Source organism: Bacillota bacterium (assembly GCA_033549065.1).
Taxonomy (GTDB): Bacteria; Bacillota; Dethiobacteria; order DTU022; family DTU022; genus JAWSUE01.
Genome location: JAWSUE010000002.1, coordinates 158273 through 179700, shown reverse-complemented (window position 1 = coordinate 179700; position 21428 = coordinate 158273). Strand labels below are relative to the sequence as shown.

Annotated in this window: 13 protein-coding genes and 1 pseudogene; 3 read left to right on the top strand and 11 right to left on the bottom strand. The window is 47.2% G+C overall.

All coding sequences use genetic code 11. The features are described from left to right. Nucleotides 1-15: 15 nt before the first annotated feature. The gene (locus SCJ97_01985) at nucleotides 16-2394 is read left to right on the top strand and encodes a glycosyl hydrolase family 65 protein (GenBank protein MDW7738814.1); all 2379 of its coding nucleotides are present in this window, start codon (nucleotides 16-18) and stop codon (nucleotides 2392-2394) included. Then, entirely contained in the window at nucleotides 2391-3080 is a 690-nt protein-coding gene (gene pgmB / locus SCJ97_01980) for a beta-phosphoglucomutase (protein ID MDW7738813.1), read from the top strand. Before SCJ97_01985 ends, pgmB begins: the two co-directional genes overlap by 4 nt. A gap of 34 nt (nucleotides 3081-3114) precedes the next feature. On the opposite strand, the gene SCJ97_01975 is transcribed toward pgmB, so the two are convergent. From SCJ97_01975 to SCJ97_01950, 6 genes are all read right to left on the bottom strand, one after another. Next, nucleotides 3115-3510 carry an arginase family protein gene (locus SCJ97_01975; GenBank protein ID MDW7738812.1) on the bottom strand — a complete coding sequence of 132 codons (396 nt, stop codon included), beginning with the start codon at nucleotides 3508-3510 and terminating at the stop codon, nucleotides 3115-3117. Between the two features lie 113 nt (nucleotides 3511-3623). Further along, nucleotides 3624-5855: a bifunctional alpha,alpha-trehalose-phosphate synthase (UDP-forming)/trehalose-phosphatase gene (locus SCJ97_01970; protein MDW7738811.1), complete on the bottom strand. Its 2232-nt coding sequence runs from the start codon at nucleotides 5853-5855 to the stop codon at nucleotides 3624-3626. A gap of 145 nt (nucleotides 5856-6000) precedes the next feature. After that, complete coding sequence (locus SCJ97_01965; protein MDW7738810.1) at nucleotides 6001-7482, bottom strand: trimethylamine methyltransferase family protein; 1482 nt, start codon at nucleotides 7480-7482, stop codon at nucleotides 6001-6003. 69 nt (nucleotides 7483-7551) lie between these two features. Further along, complete coding sequence (gene ablA / locus SCJ97_01960; GenBank protein MDW7738809.1) at nucleotides 7552-8793, bottom strand: lysine 2,3-aminomutase; 1242 nt, start codon at nucleotides 8791-8793, stop codon at nucleotides 7552-7554. Nucleotides 8794-8853: 60 nt separating this feature from the next. Further along, complete coding sequence (locus tag SCJ97_01955; GenBank protein MDW7738808.1) at nucleotides 8854-9297, bottom strand: GNAT family N-acetyltransferase; 444 nt, start codon at nucleotides 9295-9297, stop codon at nucleotides 8854-8856. Nucleotides 9298-9481: 184 nt separating this feature from the next. Continuing rightward, nucleotides 9482-11047, bottom strand: a complete 1566-nt coding sequence (locus SCJ97_01950) for a Na+/H+ antiporter NhaC family protein (GenBank protein ID MDW7738807.1) — start codon at nucleotides 11045-11047, stop codon at nucleotides 9482-9484. A gap of 284 nt (nucleotides 11048-11331) precedes the next feature. Here SCJ97_01950 and SCJ97_01945 point away from each other — a divergent pair, with 284 nt between their 5' ends. Continuing rightward, nucleotides 11332-12186, top strand: a complete 855-nt coding sequence (locus tag SCJ97_01945; protein MDW7738806.1) for a CvpA family protein — start codon at nucleotides 11332-11334, stop codon at nucleotides 12184-12186. Between the two features lie 122 nt (nucleotides 12187-12308). On the opposite strand, the gene SCJ97_01940 is transcribed toward SCJ97_01945, so the two are convergent. From SCJ97_01940 to SCJ97_01920, 5 genes and pseudogenes are all read right to left on the bottom strand, one after another. Beyond that, entirely contained in the window at nucleotides 12309-15056 is a 2748-nt protein-coding gene (locus tag SCJ97_01940; GenBank protein MDW7738805.1) for a diguanylate cyclase, read from the bottom strand. 61 nt (nucleotides 15057-15117) lie between these two features. After that, entirely contained in the window at nucleotides 15118-18036 is a 2919-nt protein-coding gene (locus tag SCJ97_01935) for a CHASE domain-containing protein (GenBank protein MDW7738804.1), read from the bottom strand. Nucleotides 18037-18508: 472 nt separating this feature from the next. Continuing rightward, nucleotides 18509-19153 carry a methyltransferase cognate corrinoid protein gene (locus SCJ97_01930; GenBank protein ID MDW7738803.1) on the bottom strand — a complete coding sequence of 215 codons (645 nt, stop codon included), beginning with the start codon at nucleotides 19151-19153 and terminating at the stop codon, nucleotides 18509-18511. A gap of 17 nt (nucleotides 19154-19170) precedes the next feature. After that, nucleotides 19171-20562: pseudogene (gene mtbB, locus SCJ97_01925) on the bottom strand ([dimethylamine--corrinoid protein] Co-methyltransferase). A 166-nt stretch (nucleotides 20563-20728) separates the two neighbouring features. Beyond that, nucleotides 20729-21403, bottom strand: coding sequence for an SOS response-associated peptidase (locus SCJ97_01920; protein ID MDW7738802.1), 675 nt, complete (start codon nucleotides 21401-21403; stop codon nucleotides 20729-20731). Nucleotides 21404-21428 lie beyond the last annotated feature (25 nt).

The window sequence follows — 21428 nt, the reverse complement described above, 5'->3', positions numbered from 1 at the left end:
TTTGCTTACTAAGTTGTGAAACTGCTGAACTTTAAACACCCGCCGGCTTACAGGGTTGATCCGTGGAGAATTATCGAGGATAAATTCTCTCCGGAAAATAATATGCTCAGTGAAACCTTATTTACCGTTAGCAACGGATATATCGGGATCAGGGGAAGTTTCGAGGAAGGGCTTTTCGAACATCCCGACCGGACGATTGGCGGTATTTACCTGAATGGTTTTTTTGAATCAGTGCCGATCCCCCATGCCGAAAGAGGCTATGGGTTTGCGCAGAATACCCAAACCCTGTTGAATGTTACCGACAGTAAAATTATTGAGCTTTACCTGGATGGTGAACGCTTCAGTCTCGGCAGCGGAGCCATTTTATCTTTTAGGCGAATTCTCAACATGAAAGAGGGTTGTCAGGAAAGAAAGGTGGTTTGGAAATCTCCGGAAGGCCGGGAAGTACAGATCACGGTTACACGCCTGGTTCCCTTCAAACACCGCCATCTGATTGTTTTCAACTACCAGGTTATACCGCTAAATTTTTCCGGCCAAATTACGCTCCGTTCTTCACTGGACGGAAATGTTGATAACCATACCCATGTTGAATATGATCAACGATTCTCGGCATCTCTTGGCGATCTCCGTCTGCAGGTAAGCGATATAAAGCTGGAGGATACAGGGGCAGTTATCATTCAGGAGACTGTCCGCTCCCAACTGGCCATGGCCTGTGCCATGGAAAACCGGCTTAAAGGTGGAAAACTGCTCAAGGCAGATACCGGGCGAACTGATCAGCAGGCTACTACAACTTTCCAGCTAACTGCCAATGAAAATGAAAAGATCACCCTGCTCAAATATGTGGCTTACTTTACATCGCGGGATTACCCAGCGGAAAAGATACCTGACATGGCCCTGGAAACAGTCGGGAAGGCGCAAAAAATCGGTTTCAAATCTTTGTGCGACGAACAGAAAGAACACTGCAAAAAATATTGGGATTCCGCAGGAGTTTACCTGGAAGGAGATCCAAAAGCTGAACAGGGACTGCGCTTTAACCTTTTCCACCTCTTACAGGCGTCTGGAAGCAACGGTACAACAGGTATCCCGGCCAAGGGTCTGACCAGTGAGGGATATGACGGTCACTATTTTTGGGATACGGAAATTTACATGGTTCCCTTTTTTACTTCGATCAAGCCGGAGCAAGCCCGCAAGCTTCTTGAATTCCGGTATAGTATTCTTGATCATGCCCGCAGCAGAGCTCGTGAATTATCGCATCAGAAAGGCGCTCTCTACCCCTGGCGAACCATTGCCGGTGAAGAGGGTTCATCATATTTTCCGGCCAGTACGGCACAGTACCATATCAACGCCGCCATTGCCTTTGCCATGCACAGATATATTGAAATATCCGGAGATTTTTCTTTAATGCTCGATTTCGGAGCAGAAATTCTTTTTGAAACTGCACGTTTGTGGGAAGATCTGGGCACATATGTCCCCAGGAAAGGAAACCGGTTCTGCTATAACGAGGTAACCGGCCCCGATGAGTATTCCGCACTGGTCAATAATAACTGTTATACAAACCTGATGGCACAGTGGCACCTTCGGTATGCCTATCAAACCGCCCGTTACCTGCAGCAAAACCATCCAAATGAATTCAGCAAGTTGGCAAAAAAAATCAAGCTTTGCGAAGAGGAGTTAAAGGCATGGCAGCGGGCGGCTGAATACATGTATATTCCTTACGATGAAGTGATGCAGATCCATCCCCAGGATGACGGCTTTCTCGATAAAGAAGTCTGGGATTTTAAGTCGACACCGGCAGACAACTACCCCCTGCTTCTGCATTATCATCCCCTGGTGATCTACAGGTTCCAGGTCTGCAAACAGCCGGATGTTATTCTTGCCCACCTCTTATTGAGTGAGCGCTACAGTCTTGAGCAAAAACGGCGCGATTATAACTATTACGAACCGATCACCACTCATGACTCATCCCTCTCCCCTTCCATCTTCAGTATCGTTGCCTCTGAACTGGGCTACTGTGAAGATGCCTATCAATATTTCCTCATGTCGGCGCGGCTGGACCTGGAGAATATAATGAAGGTTACTCACTACGGCATTCATATGGCCAACATGGCCGGGTCCTGGATGTGCCTGGTCAGTGGGTTTGCCGGAATGCGCATTTCGGAAGGCTCTGTGAGCTTTAATCCTTATATGCCTGATAACCTTAAACAGTATCGATTCAGAATCAGAGTCAGAGGTTGTTTGCTGGAAGTAATTGTAAGGAAGCGAAAGGCCAGGTATAAACTTCTGGAAGGGGAAAGTATCAGTTTTGCTCACCAGGGGACCTGGGTTACGCTGTCCGAGGGCGAAACTGTCAATTTTAAACTGGCTGGCCAGAAACAACAAATCAACTCACATTGAATAAGTTAAGCTTTGGTGGTGGTGTAAGTATGGGAAAAGAGATCAAGAAAAAAATAGAAGCTTTTATTTTTGACCTGGATGGAGTCATAACCGATACGGCAGAGTATCACTACCGGGCTTGGAAACGCCTCGCTGACGAAGAAAACCTGCCTTTCACCAGGGAGGATAACGAGAAACTGCGCGGAGTTTCGCGAAGGGCTTCACTTGAATTGATCCTGAAAGGCCGCAGTTTACCTGAAGAAAAAATGCTGGAACTAATGGCCCGCAAGAATGGTTACTACCGTGATTATCTGGAATCGGTTTCCGGGAAAGACTTACTGCCCGGCGCAGTTGACCTGCTTCGGGAGCTAAAATCAAAAGGTTTCAGGCTTGCCCTTGCCTCAGCCAGTAAAAATGCCCCAACGGTGGTGGATGCTCTGGGGATAGCTTCCTATTTTGAGGTAATTGCCGACGGCAGCAGTGTTGAAAGGACCAAACCGGCGCCGGATCTATTTCTCTATGCCGCCAAAAAGCTCAATGTGCCACCGGAGTTGTGCATCGTGGTGGAAGATGCGGAAGCGGGCATTGCAGCTGCCCGGCAGGCCGGAATGGCTACGATCGGTATCGGCCCTCCCGAGCGGGTGGGAGATGCTGACTTTGTCTATCCTTCAGTAGCGGCAATCAGACTCGAAGATATTTTTGGTTAGTTTATCCGGCTTTTGGCAACTAAGGAATACCTGGTCAAAAATTCTGCGCTTCAAGCTCTTTCTTCTTACGATATGCTAACATTGCAATAAACTCGTGAATAATACATCCGGCCATATAGGCAGTAATTTGTGTAGGGTCAAACGCCGGAAGAATCTCTACTACATCGCAGGCTACATAATTGATATCTTTGGTCTGTCGTAAAAGATACAATGTATCATAACTGGTAAAACCACCAACTTCAATGGTACCAGTACCAGGGGCATAGGCAGGATCTAAAAAGTCAATATCAAAGGTCAAAAACGCCTTCTTGTCGCCAACCCGCTCATTAATGATCCGACCCACCTGATCTAAACCGAGTTGATGAAGCTGTACAGCTGTGATAACTTGAAAACCCAGGTCTTCAAAATCGGGAAATAACAGAGGAATCAACTGGGTGATATTTTTTGTATTTTGCCATTGTCCAACACTCCCAGATATATTGTATGTTCGTTTGGAAATGATCGTGTTCTGTCAAGACAGCGCGACCACTCACTTAAATCTTACTACGATTTTTCAAGATTTTGCAGCAACTTCCTGGTCTGATCAGGCGATTCCAGGAAGAAACCAGCCCTGGTATACGAAGCCAACCCGACTTTGATACTCCAGGCATATTCAGGAACGATTGAAAAAATATCTTCGTCCGTCAGGTCATCACCCATGGCTAGGATAAAATCCCAGCTGTCAGCAATGTCAGCTTTTTCCAGCCAGTGCTGGGCTGCCCGCCCTTTATTGACACCTACCGGTTTAATTTCCAATACTTTTCTGCCGGGGAGCGCCTGAAGGTCAGTCCCTGAGAGAATGTCGTGTAAAGCATCATTTAATTCTTTGGCCCGCAGGTCACCGAGCGCGGGGTCTGATTTTCGGTAATGCCAAACCAGGGCATGCGCCTTTTCTTCGATGAATGAGCCTGGCGTCCTGATACTGAATTGATCGAGTATAGGCCGAACATTTTGTTTCCAATCGTCTGTCAGCCCTTCGATAGTCGGTTTCCAGGATTCCCAGGAGGATTCACGAAGCCAGGTACCATGTTCTGCAACTAAATCAACCCCTGTTTCGCTCAGCCACCGGGTAAGGGTTTCCCTGTCTCTGCCGCTGATAATCACTACCGTGTTCTTACTGTCATTCTTCAATCCGGCCAACAGCTCTATGAGTTCAGCATCGGGATTGGCCAGGTCCGGTCTTTTCCTGATGGAGGTCAGGGTGCCGTCATAGTCGAGCAGCAATAATCTGCGGTCTGCCAGCTGATATTTTTCCTGCAATTTTTTCTCATACTGCCGAACCATAAAACGCTGTTTGCTGTTAACCTGGTTCTCCTTGGTCTGGGTAAGGGTAGTAATAAAGTCCTCCGCCCATCTGTATATATTATATTTGTTGAGCCGGTCGACCATGGTATCAATTGAATACTTCTTTTCTTCATCCGTAAGCGATAACCCCCGGGCAATGGCTCCGGCCATCATTTCAAGGTCATTCGGGTTGACCAATATAGCCTCGCCAAGTTCTGCGGCAGAGCCGGCAGTTTCACTTAAAACAAGCGCACCTTTGGCAGTATGGCTCTGACAGGCCAGATATTCTTTGGCAACCAGGTTCATCCCGTCTCGCAAGGGGGTTACGAGGGCTAGATCAGCTGAAGTATATAGAGATACCAGCTCTTCAAAGGGGAGTGATCGGTACATGTAAAGGATGGGCAGCCATTCCAGTGTATCGAAACGGCCATTAATCCTTCCAACCAGTTCATCGATTTCGCTTTTTAACATACGGTATTCCCTAACCTTGGTCCTGGATGGAACACAGAGCATGATGAAGGTTACCCGCCCCTGCCACTGCGGGTATTGATCAAGGAAGAGTTCAAAAGCTTTAAGCCGTTCCGGAATTCCCTTTGAGAAATCAAGACGGTCGACGGAGAGAATGATTTTTTCTGTTTTAACTTTTTTCAGGAGATGCTCCTTTTTAATAGATACTGCCGGAGATGCAGATGCTGAAGCGAATTTTTCTGTATCGATCCCCATGGGAAAAGTATCAACCGTGATCATTCGGTTATCAACAACCAGTTTCCCGTATGACTGCTCCTTACCCAGTATTCGCAGCAGACAGCTCAAGAAATGCCGGGTGTAATCGTAAGTGTGAAAGCCGATCAGGTCGGCCCCGAGCATCCCGTTCAGGATCTCTTCTCTCCAGGGCAGTTGACGGAAGATTTCCATGGAAGGGAAGGGAATATGTAGAAAAAATCCGATGGTCACATCAGGCACTTCCCGGCGCAGGAGTTCCGGGAGAAGGAGTAAATGGTAGTCATGAATCCATACCATGTCATCGGGCTGGACCACTTCTTTTAACCTGCGGCAAAACATTTGATTAACCTTTTTGTAGGCTTCCCATTCTGAGATCTTATACGAGCAGTATGTTGTGAAATAGTGAAAGAGAGGCCAAAGAGTTCCGTTGCTGAAGCCATTATAATATTTTTTAAGGTCAGATGCAGAGAGGTAAACAGGAACACAGTTTTGTTCATTGCGGAGTATTTCCTCAGTTTCTTCCTGTATCGCCTGGCTTCCGGGGCTGAATCCGGGCCAGCCGACCCATAATCCGTCATTGCTTCGATGAAAAGATGACAAACCGGTAGCGAGCCCGCCCACGCTGGGTGCGACTTTTATTATCCCACCTTTTCTGGTAACGGTTACCGGCAGCCTGTTGGAAACAATAACCGCTCTTCTGTCCTGAAAATCTGAACCAGGGGAAATCATCGGTTTCTCCTCTTCTTCTTTTCCTTTATCATATCATGTTCAGCTTTTTAACAAAAATAAGTTGACGATTTAAAGCCTGTCCACTTTTCGTCAACTTATTTTCTTTTATAATCATCTTGATTTTATATTGAGCTCTTTACCCGGCTTATTTCGGGCCCTGGGGGAGCTCGCTGATCTTCAGCTCTTTCATGATTTCACGTGTAACCGTATCAAGTTTCTCTTCCCTATCATCTCCCAGGGGCAGGGGAGTATGAGTTTCTTTGATTTCTTTAACCCGCTCCTGCGCTCGCTGGAAGGCGCTCCTGCTTCCCTCGTCTTCCCAGTTCTTTCGGTCGTGACGGTCAATTATCAGGGACGGAATATAAGGCTCTTTTTTAAACCACCGGAAGGTATGTTCCGCTTCCAGGTAGGCACCGCCGGGTCCTAGTTCGTCGATAACATCGATGGCCAGTGATTCAGGTGAGCAGTCTATGCCCTTCTGCATCCGCAGGGCCATTCCACAAACTTCATTATCGATAGCCAGTTTCTCCAGGCTGAAAGTATTAACAAAATCGAGTGAACCGGGGCCTGAAATCATGTTTATTCCGGCCAGCTGGGCGATAATCCCGCTCATACCTGTCTCTATTCCGGCCTGGGTATCAATTGTTTTGGAGTCGCTCAGAGCGGCGTATGTGTGGGTCGGCATGCCGAAATATTTACCCATCTGGGCATATGCAGCGGCCATCATGGTTGCTTCGACAGCGCTGAACGGTGTTGTTCCGAAACGCATATCGAACTGGACCGGTGCGCCACCGTAAACAACACGGGCACCGGGGTTGATACATTGGGCGAGGACCAGACCGCTCAAAGTTTCAGCGGTATGGACCACGACTGAACCGGCCAGAGTTACCGGTGTGCCGGCTCCGGGCATGGGCAGGGCGACAGTCTCCAGCGGCAGATCGTAACGGGCACAGTCGATTATGTTCTGGGCGCTGATGTGGGTCCACTTGAGCGGAGGTGACGGGCAAATATCGAATACGGCCAGCGGTTTTTCACGAAGCTGGTCGTAGCCTCCGGCTACAGCGGCGAGCATTTCGCGCATGTGGGTCACTCCGCGGACAGAAAAAGCCCCGGTGATGATCGCTTTCGGCGAATTCTTCAGACAGAGATAGAGACGATAGCTGTCACCGATCAATTCGGGAACATCGTAGCAGACCACCGAGGTCGACTGGAGGTGGATATTCTGCATGGCATCATTGAGTCTGCTGATCTCGATTAAGTCTTTCGATTCGGTCTTGCGCACTGTTTTACCATCCGATTCCATGAACTTGATCATGGAAGAACCGGGATCAAAATGCACGTTGTTGTTGCTCATATTAGCGGCAAGCTCGCCTTCACGGTTGTAAAGTCTGAAACCGTTGGGGGCTTTTTTTACCGCATCATCAACCATCTGGGGGTTGATCTTGGCAATTTTTTTATCAAAATCGACAACGGCTCCGTTGTCTTTAAGAATTTTCAACGCTTCTTCCGATTCAAATTTTACACCGGTCTTCTCGAGCACATGCAGTGCTTCCAGGTGAATCAGCTTGATCTGCTCATCAGTTAAAATGCGCAGTTTGGGCTGACCGGTGAATGTATACTTTTCCATTTAAATTCTCCTAACTCAATAAGTTAATAAACAGTACTCGGAGTACTTCTTTATACTTATTTTATTTTTTCAGTTTTTCTCTTTTTTAACGGCCGGTTCCATAGCTACGGCCTGTCCGTTAAGCAGGGAGGCCACACCAACATCGTAGTTGTTGTGGGTTCCTCCGCAGAGGGCACAGGGCTCTTCCGGGTTAACCTCGCGGTGCGGTTCGGTGTAGGAATAAAGCCCTCCCTCAAAGTTACGGACCACAACACGGTGCGGCGACTGGCTGACCAGATACTGTGGCATAACAGGAATTTTTCCGCCTCCGCCGGGGGCGTCGACAACAAATGTGGGAACCCCCAAACCTGTAGTATGTCCGCGCAGGTTTTCTATAATTTCGATTCCGGCTGCAACAGATGTGCGGAAGTGCTCGATACCCTGCGAAAGGTCGCACTGGTAAATATAGTAGGGGCGGACCCTGTTTTTCAGAAGCTCATGGCTCAGCTTTTTCATCACCTGCGGGCAGTCGTTAACCCCGGCAAGGAGAACTGACTGGTTGCCGAGCGGTATTCCGGCATCAGCCAGGCGGGCACATGCTTCTGCCGATTCTCTGGTGAACTCCTTCGGGTGATTGAAATGCATATTCAGGTATATGGGATGGTATTTCTTTAGCATCGCACAGAGTTCGGGGGTAATGCGTTGAGGCATTACAACCGGTGTGCGGCTGCCGAAACGGATCATTTCGACATGATCAATTTCGCGCAGTTTTTTCAGGATGTATTCAATCAGGTCATCACCGATGAGCAACCCATCGCCACCGGAGATCAAAACATCCCTGACAATCGGCGTGCGGCGGATATACTCGATGGCCGCGTCAATATTATCGCGTTTATTCGGTTTGTCAGTCTGCCCGGCCATGCGGCGCCGGGTGCAGTGTCGGCAGTACATTGAGCATTGGTCGGTAACCAGGAAGAGCACCCGGTCGGGATAGCGATGGGTCAGTCCGGGCACCGGGGAGTCGACATCTTCATGCAGGGGATCGGTCATATCAGAGTCGGCTTTATGCAGTTCGTGATAGGTCGGCACTGCCTGCAGGCGGACGGGGCATCCACGGTCAACAGGATCCATCAGCGAGGCATAGTAAGGGGTTATGGCCATTCTGAACTGCTTGAGGCACTTCTCGACCCCTTCAGCTTCCTCTGTAGTTAATTCGATAACCTGCTCCAATTGATCAAGGGTGGTGATCCGGTTGCGCACCTGCCAGTGCCAATCGTTCCACTCCTCCGGCTTTACATCTTTCCATAACTGTATTTCCCGGTAATCACGCATGAAAATTACTCCTTTCCAGGATTGAGTTTTCAAAAGTTTATATCTTATAAACCACGGAATCTAGTTCAATTTGAGGTCGTAAGCTACTGAGTCGGTTTTAAAACCGAGTTTTTCGTATAGCCTTCGAGCTGTGTGGTTGTCTTCAAGGCAGTTTAATTCTACACGGCCAAGATTTTTCTCTCTGGCAACTTCAAGCACATGCTTCAGCAGACTGTAGGCCGCACTTTTACCCCGGTAAGCAGGGTCAACGATTACATCTTCTATGTGGCCGTAAAAGTTGTCGTTCCATGTAGAATAATGCCCCAGGTGCAGGCTGGCGGTACCGGTTACCACACCTTCGATGAGGATAATAAAGACAAGAACCTTGTGGGGATGTTCAATTGCATAACGATAACTGCGGCGCATGATTTCCTCTGTAGTCGCTTTTTTGTAGAAATTCAGAAGCATAGTCCAGAGGCGAACAACGGCATCTTCATCTTTTGCTGTAGCCAATCTGACTTCCATGCAAATTTCCTTTCCGTTTCTCAGATCACTTAAGCACCTTAACTATTGTAACAGATCGGTCGGCTGCGGGCAAAGGTTTTACACAAAATAACCTGTTAACGGTTAGAGTTTTATGCAATATAAAAGCCGGCCCGAAGACCGGCTTTTATATTATTACCATGCGTATCTGTTTCATCCAAAACAGTTACTTTTTCAGGCTCGCTTCGATCAATTCAGGATTGCCTGTTGGTTTTCCAACCAGGCGGACGAAGACGATCAGCACAACAATACCGAGAACCAGCGAAATTAGCGGGTGTACACCCAATCCGGCGGGAATAAATCCAAATACACCGGCAACCACAGCGCCTGTAAGGGCGTATGGAATCTGGGTGCGAACGTGGTCGATATGGTCTGAACCGGCACCGGTTGAGGAAAGAATGGTGGTGTCGGACAGAGGCGAGCAGTGGTCACCGAAGATGGCACCGGTAAGAACAGCACCAAGGGTCGGGATCAGGAAAGGCTCGCCACCGATTGCGGCTGCAATCGGAATAGCCAGCGGAACCACAATACCCATGGTTCCCCATGATGTGCCCATGGCGAAGGCCATGAAGCAGGAGATCAGGAATATCAACAGGGGCAGAATAGCTGCAGAGATACCTGCTGCTTCAACCAATCCAACCAGATATTCCGCTGCACCAAGTTCACCGGAGATGTAGCTGAGTGACCAGGCGAGAACCAGGATGATCAGAGCCGGGAAAACAGACTTGGCACCGTTGATCAGGGTGTCGATAGCTTCCTGGAGACCGACAATCCGCTGGGCAATTACCATGATAATGGTAACCAGTGCACCGAGGCTTGATGCCCATAGGAGCACAACGCTGGAGTCGGCATCACCGAAGGCAGCCATCATACCGACTTCTGACCCGCCACCGGCCACATAAAGGCCGATGAAAGTAGCGGCAATAATTACGATGATGGGAACTACGAAGTTATACCAGCGCATTGGGGTACCTTCCTTCGGCTGGAGAACTTCGGTATCAGTAGCCGAGAGGGGCTCTGCTCCGTCACGAAGCAATTTTCCGGTGGTGCGGGCTCTAACTTCTGCGTTATACATTGGCCCATAGTCTTTCATGGTGATTGATGTTATCAACACCAGGGCCAGGGCAAAGAAACTATAGAATCTGTAAGGAATGCTCTGCAGGAAGATCAGGTAAACGGGAACATTTTCCCGGCCGATCGCTGCAAAACCTTCCCCGATAACTCCGAGTTCGAAACCGATCCAGGTCGAAATCAGGGCAAAGGTAGCTACAGGTGCCGCCGTGGAGTCAATAATGTAGGAGAGTTTCTCCCTGGATACTTTAACGGCGTCTGTAATCGGGCGGGCGGTGTTACCGGCAATGATACAGCTGGAGTAATCATCGAAAAAGATAATCATACCCATTAGCCATGCTGCCAGCATGCCGCCGCGGGCGGTCTTTGCCTTTTTGGTCAGAGCGGTGGCTATAGCCTGAGCTCCACCGGCCTTGGTGACCAGACCCAGTGTTCCGGCAATGATCATGGTGAAGACCAGAATCGCTGCATACCACGGATCGGCATAACTTTCAAGCATGTAAACATCAATTGAACGGAAGAATCCATCTATCGGGCTGGCGTGGAGAATACTCGCACCCAACCACACGGCAATAAATAATGATACAATGACTTGTCTTGTCGCAATAGCTAAAACGATAGCTAGTAGCGGCGGTAAAATAGATAAAAATCCATATTCCATATAAACGTTACCTCCTGACTGTTATTAGCCCTTGTTTAGGGCAGCCTACAGTTTAGAAACATTAATTATAGTCTTTGATGCCTCCTTTCTTTTCTAAGGTGTTAACCAAAATATATTTCTCCATCACCCTGGTTATTCCTGCTTATTCGGTATACTTTCTAATAAAATCAGCAGAAATTTTTAAGGATTCATAGAGAAATGCTATTGATTAATTAAATGGTATAATATAACCTGGCAGATGGCAAATTTTACTTTTGTTGAATATAAACTGGTGGTGTTGTAAGGTGTCTTTCGGGCTGAACTGGCTTGATATCGTAATTGTGGTTGTCCTGGCCTTAGCTTTACTATTGGGAATCAGATCGGGTCTAATCAGGAGCATATTCGGTATAGTCGGTACAGTTTTGGGGATTGTTGCAGCTATTTTGTTTTATATCGTCCCCGGGATCTGGCTGGCTGAAAAGACGGGTATGCCCCACACGGCTGCCTATGTTTTAAGTTTTATTGCGATCTTCTCTGTTATCGCTGTTTTAATTCACCTGGTTGGCTTATTGATTCATAGCATTATTAATATTGGCATATTTAAAACATTGAATAAAATTGGCGGCGGTCTGATTGGCCTGGCTATCGGTTTGCTGGTGATCGGGATCATTATGAGCCTGCTGATCTCATTCCCGGTGGTTGAAGATTTCCGTGATACAGTTGAAAACTCGTTCCTCGGCTCACCGATTGTGGAAACAGCCACCTACGCTTATGACAAGCTGGATACTATCCTGCCGATTAACCTACCGAAAATTAATTTCCAACCGGAAGAGATGAACCTGCTGTACGACAGCTTGACTTATAATGGTGAACAAGCCAGCGTGGACTTTCTGACACTTGAAGGCTCTACCTGCTTTGCCTGCGGCAACGATGTTGAGTTTGTCGGTTTCCTGGAAAACGGTAAAGGTTCAATCTCGCCGAAATTTGTCTGCCCCGGATGCGGTCGAACCAGCGATGGCTGCCAGACCTACGAAGGCTACCATCTGCTCTACGACAAATGCCCGGTAACCATGGGCAACCAGGGCTACCGCCTCGACTGCGGGATATGGACCAACTACAACTACATCCGCCCCAGCGGCCCCTGCCCCGTCTGCAACTAACCCCTCCCAGACAAGGGGACAGGGACTTGTCTGAAAGATATTTCTTTAATCATAAAAATATTTCCGGGGGAAACAAGCAGGAGCGAAAAAAGTGACCTCTATTTTACAGCTACACTTGATTTTTATTGTACAGACAAGTCCCTGTCCCCTTGTCTGGTATCCCCTTGTTTATGCTTGAGAAAAGCGTCTACTAACTTTGGATCAAAGTGGGAACCGGTATTGTTCTTGATTGCTGTCAGGGCCTCGTTTGGTTTTAGTTTTTTCCCATCGGTCTGGGAAGAAATCATTGAACTGTAGGCGGTGACAATCGCCAGAATCCGGCATTCGAGAGGTATCTCTTCTCCCTTCAACCCGAGAGGATAACCACTTCCGTCAAATCGTTCATGATGGTACATAATTAACTCAGCCACTCCAACAAGTTCCGGTGATGAGGATGCAATTCGGAAACCGATCTCTGGATGGCGACGGATAGTTTCTTTCTCGGCATCTGTAAACTTTCCTTCTTCAAGGTAAAGACTGCTATGAACAAGCCGATCCGGCATGTTAACCTTGCCGATGTCGTAGACTTTGGAAAGTAGTATTAAATTTTCTAATTTGGTTTCATCAAGCTGCAGATAGCGCCCGAATTCTTTTGCCAGTTTCTCTACTTCTTTTCTGTTGCCTTCCCCAAGATCGTTACGCTTGCTAAGTGTGGCAACCAGTGCGCCAACAATATCCGCTCTGGCTTGTTGACCACGCTTAAGTTTATCCTTATACATATTGTTGTCAGCTTCTTTGTAGACTTCTTCAAGAGGTCTATCGCTGCTTTCCGATACCGCATATCCGATGGAAATACTGATCGGTAAACCAGTATTATCCTGATTAAAACGAGCAATCCCGGCCTGCATCCTTTTTACGAGCTCTACAGCAGTTTCACGATCTGTCCGGGGAAGGATTATGGCAAACTCATCTCCGCCAACCCGGGCCAAAATATCTGAAATACGCAGAGTGTTTTTCAAAATTGACGCTCCGTTTTGCAGGTAACTGTCTCCCTCTGAATGACCCAGCGTGTCGTTGACAAGTTTTAACCCATCAAGGTCTGCTGAGATAATTGTTATCGGATAATCGCGGGATAGCCCGAGTCTTCCGAGTTCAATGTCAAAGTAATGGCGGTTAAAAAGGCCCGTGAGTCCATCATGAAGACTTATCCGTTCCAGCTCGGTCTGGTAATTAATTCTTTCCGTGATATTCCTGACAATAGATACTACCTCGGTATGGCCTATCGGAGCCAATCGTGCTTCATAGTAGTAATTACGCTCTCCAACAGGGAAACTGTACTCAATAAACTGCATCTCACCGGTACTAATAGCTTCTTTAATACCGTTTACAATTGTCCGGGCTGTTGTTTCCGGTAACACTTCAAATAATGATTTGCCAATTAGTTCATCCTGCCGGTACAACTCCCGGGCTTTTTGATGAAGCTGGCCGGCATCCTTGACAACCACGTCAAGATACTCCCCGGCCTCATTGTAGCGGAATAGCAGGTCCGGGATCGCTTCCACCAATGCCCGGTGACGCAGTTCACTTTCTTTAAGTGCTTCTTCGATTTTTTTACGATCTGAAATATCGAGTAGCAGCCCGTCAATATAGGCAACGTTACCACGCACATCGGTGACTGCCCTTCCCTTTTCGTGAACCCAGCGAATGCTTCCGTCACTGTGGATCACCCGATATTCGATGTCCCAATTTTCACCGGCATTGATTGCCTCCTTAATAATTTCATCATTGTCATTATCGTCTTTACAAATCACACTTGCATAAGACCGGACTTTATTATTAATAAAATCGCTTGAAGGATAACCGGTTATGTTATCAATATCACTGCTCATATAGATCATGGTCCATTGTTCATCATAAAGGCAGCGGTAACTTGTGCCCGGCAAATTGTCGGTCAGGGATTGATATTGATCCCAGCTTATTCGCAGTTCTTCTTCAACCTGATAACGCATCAGGGCAAATCCAACTTGGGCAGCGTAAAGCTCGATTACCTGTGGATTAGAAATAGTTTTATAGCGTGGCATGAAGATAATCAGGTCACCAATAGTTTCTCCTTCATAGCCGATTTCAATAACATATACCTTCCCGATGCCAAATATGCGTTCTAGAATTACTGCCATTTTTTTTGATAGTGCCCCGGAAGCAGAGTCATAGATGTTACCAAACTGCAAGAGCCGCCCTTCCTTGATGGCGTTAACTCTTTCGGGAATGATATCCCAGGCCTTCCCAACCAGTTCAAAACCCAATAATGCAACAACTTTCCTGATATTATCACTTAATCCCGATATAGCCATGGTGACAGACGTGCCTTTTTCATGATCATAGACATTGATCCCCGCAAATTTCGCACCCGAAAGCTCCAGCAGGCGGTCGGAAATAACCTGGTAACTAATATCCCCGGCAGGAAAATTCAAAACTTCCTGTGATACTCCCACCAACCTGGCCAATGCCAGGTTTTCATTTTTCTGCAAGGTTATCTCGCGAAAAGATACAGCAAAATAACCTTGTTCATCACTGAAAGCGCTGACGTCATACCAGCGATCATCCGGTTCAAAATACTGTTCAAAACGGATTGTCTCCCCATCGTTGGCAACCTTACCATAAACTCCGATCCAATCAAATTCCGATTCACCAATATCCGGATGTACTTCAGTTACTTTTTTACCGATTACCTTTTCACGCTTTAGGCCGGTAAGTTTTTCAAAGGCATCATTGATTTCTAGGAAAATATAATCTACCGGGTTTTCATCCGCATCATATAATACCTGATGATAGGCAAACGCGTCCGGCATTGCTTCCAGTAGTTTACGGTATTTTTCTTCACTTCTACTCAAGCTGAACAACTCCTGTAGAGCCAATTATCGAATGGAAGTATTACCCATGTATTTTATAGAATCATGACGGAAGGGTAAAATAAAAAGTTGCGCCCTTCCCCACTTCGCTTTCCGCCCAGATCCGCCCGCCGTGCCGGTTGATGATCCTCTGAACAGTAGCAAGACCTACACCTGTACCAGGAAATTCATCTGCCCCGTGCAGGCGCTGGAAGGCGCCAAATAGTTTATCTGCGTAGGTCATATCAAAGCCGACTCCATTGTCGCGCACAAAATAAACAACTTCCCCATCAAATTTGGTTTGACCTACTTCAATAGTTGCTGCTGGTTCATTTGAACTGAACTTCCAGGCGTTCCCAATCAAATTTTCCATAACTATTTGCAGGAGGTGAGGATCGCTGCGAGTATGAAGTCCCGGGGCAAGATTAACCTTTACTTCGCGATCCGGTTCTCCTTCCTGCAAATCAGATAGCACCTTGTCACAAATTTGGCTCAGGTTGACCTCTTTTTTGCTAAAATCTGAGCGAGTAACCCGGGATAGGGTCAATAGATCATCGATCAGATGGCTCATATGCATTGCTGACCTTTGAATGCGGTATAGATAGTGCCTCCCCTGTTCGTCCATATCCTCGGCATATTTTTCTAACAAGGCCTCACTGAATCCATCAAGAGCCCGCAAAGGTGCCCGCAGGTCGTGCGAAACTGAATAGGCAAAGGATTCGAGTTCTTTGTTGACCGCTTCCAGCTGGATAGTTCTTTCCCTTACCCTCTGTTCAAGTTCCTTGTTGAACTTGCGAATTTCTGCTTCAGCCAATCTGCGTCTGGTAATATCTGAAATAAAACCTTCAAGCACGCTCAAATTATTTTCATCGTCAGGCACTGCCTGACCCCGCTCCCAAACCCATTTTATATTACCTGCTGCATCAGTTATCCTGTATTCAAGTGTAAATGGTTCGCCTCTTTTAACCGCTAAGCTGATGTTATCCCAAACATGTTGCCGATCATCAGGGTGAATCAGTTCTGCATAAGTTATACGCTTACTGTTGATCAAATCCGCCGGAGAGTACCCGGTCAATGAGAAACTCCCTTCGGATACAAACTCCATTGTCCAATCACGATTCATCAGGCAGCGGTAAGCCATACCCGGCAGGTTTTTTAACAGGGTGATAATTCTCCGTTCACTCTCACGCATTGAAATTTCATATCTTTTTTGTTTATCAATATCCTGGAATGACCCGTGGACCTTGATGATATTCCCGTTTTGATCTCGAACGGCCTCTCCGGTTGTTCTAACCCATACCCTGCGTTCTCTGGCAGTGATTATTTCCATCTCTTCGTTATAGGGTATGCCCTTTTCGGCGCAGGCAGTAAATATATCGGTAATCCTATCTCGCCATTCGGGGGCATAGAAATTTACTCCTTCGCTTACAGACGGTGAATAACCGACGGGCATATCATGTATTTTGGCAACCTGATCTGACCAGGTTATAATATTTGTGTTCAAATCTACGCTCCAGCCGCCAAAATTTGCAGTTTCTCCGGCTAAACGCAGTAGGCTGTAGCTTTCGAGCAAAGCATCTTCCGCTCTTTTACGCTCGCTGATATCCCGGGTTGTGCCCTGAACACCGATAATTTCACCCTGATCATTATTCAACCAGCTTGCGCTGAACTCGGCATGGATAATGCGGCCTTCTCTCGTTATATGTCTAACCGGCATTGTTGCTGTCAGATTTCTATCTTCCAACGGTTTGGCCAGTTCCTCAGTAAGTTTAGCCCGTAGCGCTTCGTAGTCTTCCTGAACTATGTATTTATTAATAGGTATGTCCAAGATCTCTTGCTGCGAGTAGCCAATTAAGTTTTCGATTGCCGGACTCATATAGGTCAGCCTGCCGTCCAGATCAACCGTCCAGATCACATCGGCAATATTTTCAGTAAGAAAACGATATTTCTTTTCACTATCCTGTAAAGCCAAATTCATCTCCTGAACGCGATTACTGTTTATTTCGAGAGTCCGCAGATAAAAAAAGATTATAAAACTAAGCAGTAGGCTGGCAGCAAGAGTAAGCAGCCCTTTTGGTGAAAACAGCCCGAATGATATTGTTTCAAAGGCCGGTGTGGAACGAAATACCATGGTCCACTGGTGGCCGTAAAGATTGATTATCTCTGTGCTGGTAAATATCGGTTTTCTATCGGCGGCAGGTTCCCGGGACAACTGACTTGCAAACATTAAACTTTCAGGATCAATTTCGATGCCGTCGTAGATCTCATAATCAATCAAGTCAATTGGTTCGGGGAAGATATTACCGAGCAGATCGTACATTCGAAAAGGCGCGTAAACATAGCCTTCAATGGCCTCTTCGTGTTGATCGGGCATATCCAGCGGCGAATTTTTCCTGTATACCGGAACGTACATGAGGAAGCCCGGTTGCTGATCAACTTCGGTTTCCTGAACCAGTGTAACCATACCTGATATCGATGCTTCACCGGTGTCGCGCGCCCTTTCCATGGCACTACGGCGCACCTGTTCGGCAAACATATCGTAACCAAATGCACGCTGGTTTCGTTCGTCAAATGGTTCGAGGTAAATGATTGATGTATATATTTCGCGATTACCACCGGGCCATATATCATACTCAGGGAATCCATCTGCCCTGAACTCTTCGATATGCTGATTAAGTTCTTCGGGTTGAATAATTTTTGCATATCCTATACCCTGAACACCCGGATAAAGATCCACCGTTTGTTGATATTCGCAATAAGCCTTCCATTCCTGCCTGGTAACCTCTTCAGAAGCAGCAAATACACCGGCGCCGCCCTGAAGGATCATCTCATATCTGAAGATTTTATCGACTAGATCATTTTCAATTTCATTAACAAGTTCATTGAACCGTTGGTTATCCCGCTGCAAAGAATAGCTTTCATAAAAACGCCAGATAAAAACAGAGCAGACAAGCAAGACTGCAAGGGCCAGATAGGGCAACATTTTTTTATATTTGTTCTGATTAATGATGCGTCACCTCTTTCGGAAACCGAACTAAGTGATTGGCAGTATCTTTATGTATCGATTAACGTCAAGAACAACGGAATTTCTTCCCCTTTCAGGATCCTGGATTAGCCTAAGTGCAAAAATCAATAAATATGTTTTATTATTATAAACTGTATTTTAAAATATTTCTATTAATAATACCAGACAAGGGGACAGGGACTTGTCTGACTCATCAAGTGAGATCCAATACTATTTTTCCGATTTCTCCTTCCATTAATCCGCCGGCTTTGATTGTTCCAGAGCAAAGAGCAATAATAATCCATCTGCTTAAGGATTACTTTAATAATTAATTAGAACAAACGGAGCATCCCCGAAAAAGAAAAACAGGACTCACTTTCTATCAGTGTGTCCTGTTTGACATTGATATTTAACTGATTTGGTACAGACAAGTCCCTGTCCCCTTGTCTGGTTATTTTTGGAGCATTTCGAGGATTTTTGTGACTCCTTCGGCTGCGTCTTCTGCATAAGCGTCGGCGCCGATTTTATCGGCCCAGCGCTGGGTGCAGGGGGCACCGCCGACGATGGTTTTGTATTTATCTCGCAGGCCGCGGTTGCGCAGTTCTGCTTCCAGTTTCTCCTGGTTCGGCATGGTGGTGGTCAGCAGTGCGCTGGTGCCAATCACCTGAGCCTGGTGTTTTTCTGCTTCTTCAATGATCTTGTCAACGGGAACATCACGGCCGAGATCTATCACTTCGATCCCCTGGGTCTGAATAAGGGCAATAGCGATCCCTTTGCCGATATCGTGAACATCGCCTTCAACAGTGGCAAAAATCATTTTACCGATCTTTTCGGCTGCTTCCTCGCCGATCGCTTCGTCCAGCACTGCTGCGGCAGCTTTCATAGCTTCGGCAGCAAGTATCATCTCGGGCATGAATACTTCACCCCTGCTGAAAAGGTCGCCAATTTCGCGGATTCCCGCACTGTAGCCTTCAGTCAGGACTTTGACGGGATCAACGCCTTCGGATATGGCCTGCTTGGCCACTTCAACTGATTTATCCTCATCGATATCGAGGATTGCCTGCTTTGCATCTGCAATAATTGATTCTAAGCTCATGGTTCACACTCCTAAAATTATTTAAGGCCAGCTCTCTGTTTGAAGAGCTCGACCGAGTTGATCCTGATCCCCAAAATCCTGGCAATATTAAATTTTGCTTCAATGCCTTTTGGCGCATTATTCAGGTCAAACGACCGTCCCAGGCCGTTCTTGGCCCGAATTTCAGCCATCCGGTCCGAATCACTTAAATCGATAGGTTCAACCCCGAGTTTATCTGCTACGTATTTCTTGGCATCGTCTATCTTCATGCTTTTTGCGAGCTGCATCCGCAGAACCAGATCTCCGGCTGTGCGAATCCCACTCATGCAGGAAGATACGGCGTGCGCAACTTCGAGGCTGAATGTGTCGCCTACGCCTATCTATAACCCGTCGGCTTTGCCGATTTCGATCAGCGCTTTATCAGCCCTGGTAACAACATCGATGGGAGGAATCTCGCTCATCGGTATCCCACCCACGCCCATCCCCACATTGACATGTACCGGAATATCGGCCGCGTCGATGCAGGCCTTAACAAAGGTGACTGTCCGGGCAATGTTCCAGGGAAATGACATATTGGTGTTGGTATTAACGACTGCGCCGAAAATATTTGCCCCGGCTTTCTCAGCCAGTTTAACCTGTTTGTGTGGGTACAGCCCGGCTATTTTTGTCCCGTCATACTCAAGCTTACCATGCATGCCGAGGACAAATTCACCTGCTGCTCCCATTTCGACTCCCAGGTCAGGATATTTTTCCTTAATTTTTTCGATAGCCAGCAGTCCGGCGAGAAAATCAGCATCTCCGGATGCTCCGCAGGTATCAAGGTTTATCCCGTCTGCCCCGGCAGCATACATTTCACCGGCAACAAAGACCATGTCGCGCACTGCGTGCTCAACTGCTTCTTCCTGTGCTGCCCGGGCTTCTTCGATCTTGGCCATGGGCAGAAGTTCCGACCAGTTTTCAACCGGCCCGTCAGGCTTTGTGTAAAGTCCAAGGTTCGGCATGGAACCGTAAAGAACCGGCATTACAGCATTTAGCTGGGCCAGCTCCATTACAGGTGTTTCGTTGTGGACAATCTGTTTGACCGCTTTGTAGCTGTAGTCCATGTTGCCAATATCGACAGAGTCGGCACCCAAAACTTTTTCACTAACCATGACTGCCATCGACCGCTCCATGGCAATGTTTGCATGGTAGGTAATTTTACAGCTTCCGGAATCAGAGGTGCTGACGACCTCTCTACCCCGCTCCACTCCAACGATATTACCGGGCATGGTAACAATGTCGAAGAGCTTATCCATCTCTTCCTCGGTGAGTTCGGGGATTTTTCCGCGATCAGCCGCGTCTTTTACGCCTTTCCGGATATCTTCCCTGATTTCTTCGGCAGTCATGTAGACGCCGGATCCATCACCCATCCTGGTGAAAAACTCACTCATTTTTCGTGCCCTCCTTTACCCTTATTGTTATTGTGTCAGATGTAAATCTGTATATATAAATTTGCTCTAAACTTGAAGGGTATTGATCAACGTTGAGATCTTAGCCCCAAATAATTAGTATAATTGATGAGATAATGAACGTCAATTCATTTTTGTTATTCTGCAATTATTTCGATTGAGGGTTGATCAGTTCCGATGAATCGTTGGCAGGGCTGTTAACCAGTCGGGAAACCGGGTAGGCGCTCAACTCTTCGGCAGGATAGGGAATGAGCAGCTGTTGAAGGGTTTCAACTCCGGCAGAAGGATCTAGCCACCGGGCATAATCCTTTTCGGGGATAATCACCGGCATACGGTTATGGAGCTCGGCAAGAAGTGAATTCGGTTCGGTAGTGAGGATAGTAAAGGTTTCGAGCGGACTGTCTCCCTTATCCCAGCGTTCCCAGAGACCGGCAAAGGAGAAGGGATGCTTGTCCTTCTGAGTGATAAAATAGGGCTGTTTGCCACCGTCTTCTTTTTTCCACTCGTAGAATCCGCTGGCCGGTACGAGCAGTCTCCTCTTCCTGAAAGCATCTCTGAAAGAGGGTTTCTCGGCCACCGTTTCGGAGCGGGCATTGATCATCCGGCTGCCAATCGACTTGTCATCCGCCCAGAAAGGAACCAGTCCCCACTTGAGTGAAACAAGCTCCCGTTTATTATCGTTAGGCGATAGACGCAGGGCCAACGTCTCCTGGGTAGGCGCAATATTGTACCGGGGCTGCAGTTCAAGATCGGACCGCGCTTCAAGCTCGTAAAGCAGATCAAGAATATGTTTTTCCGTGGCCAGAGCAAATCTTCCGCACATTATCTATAACCTCTCGGGATAGCGA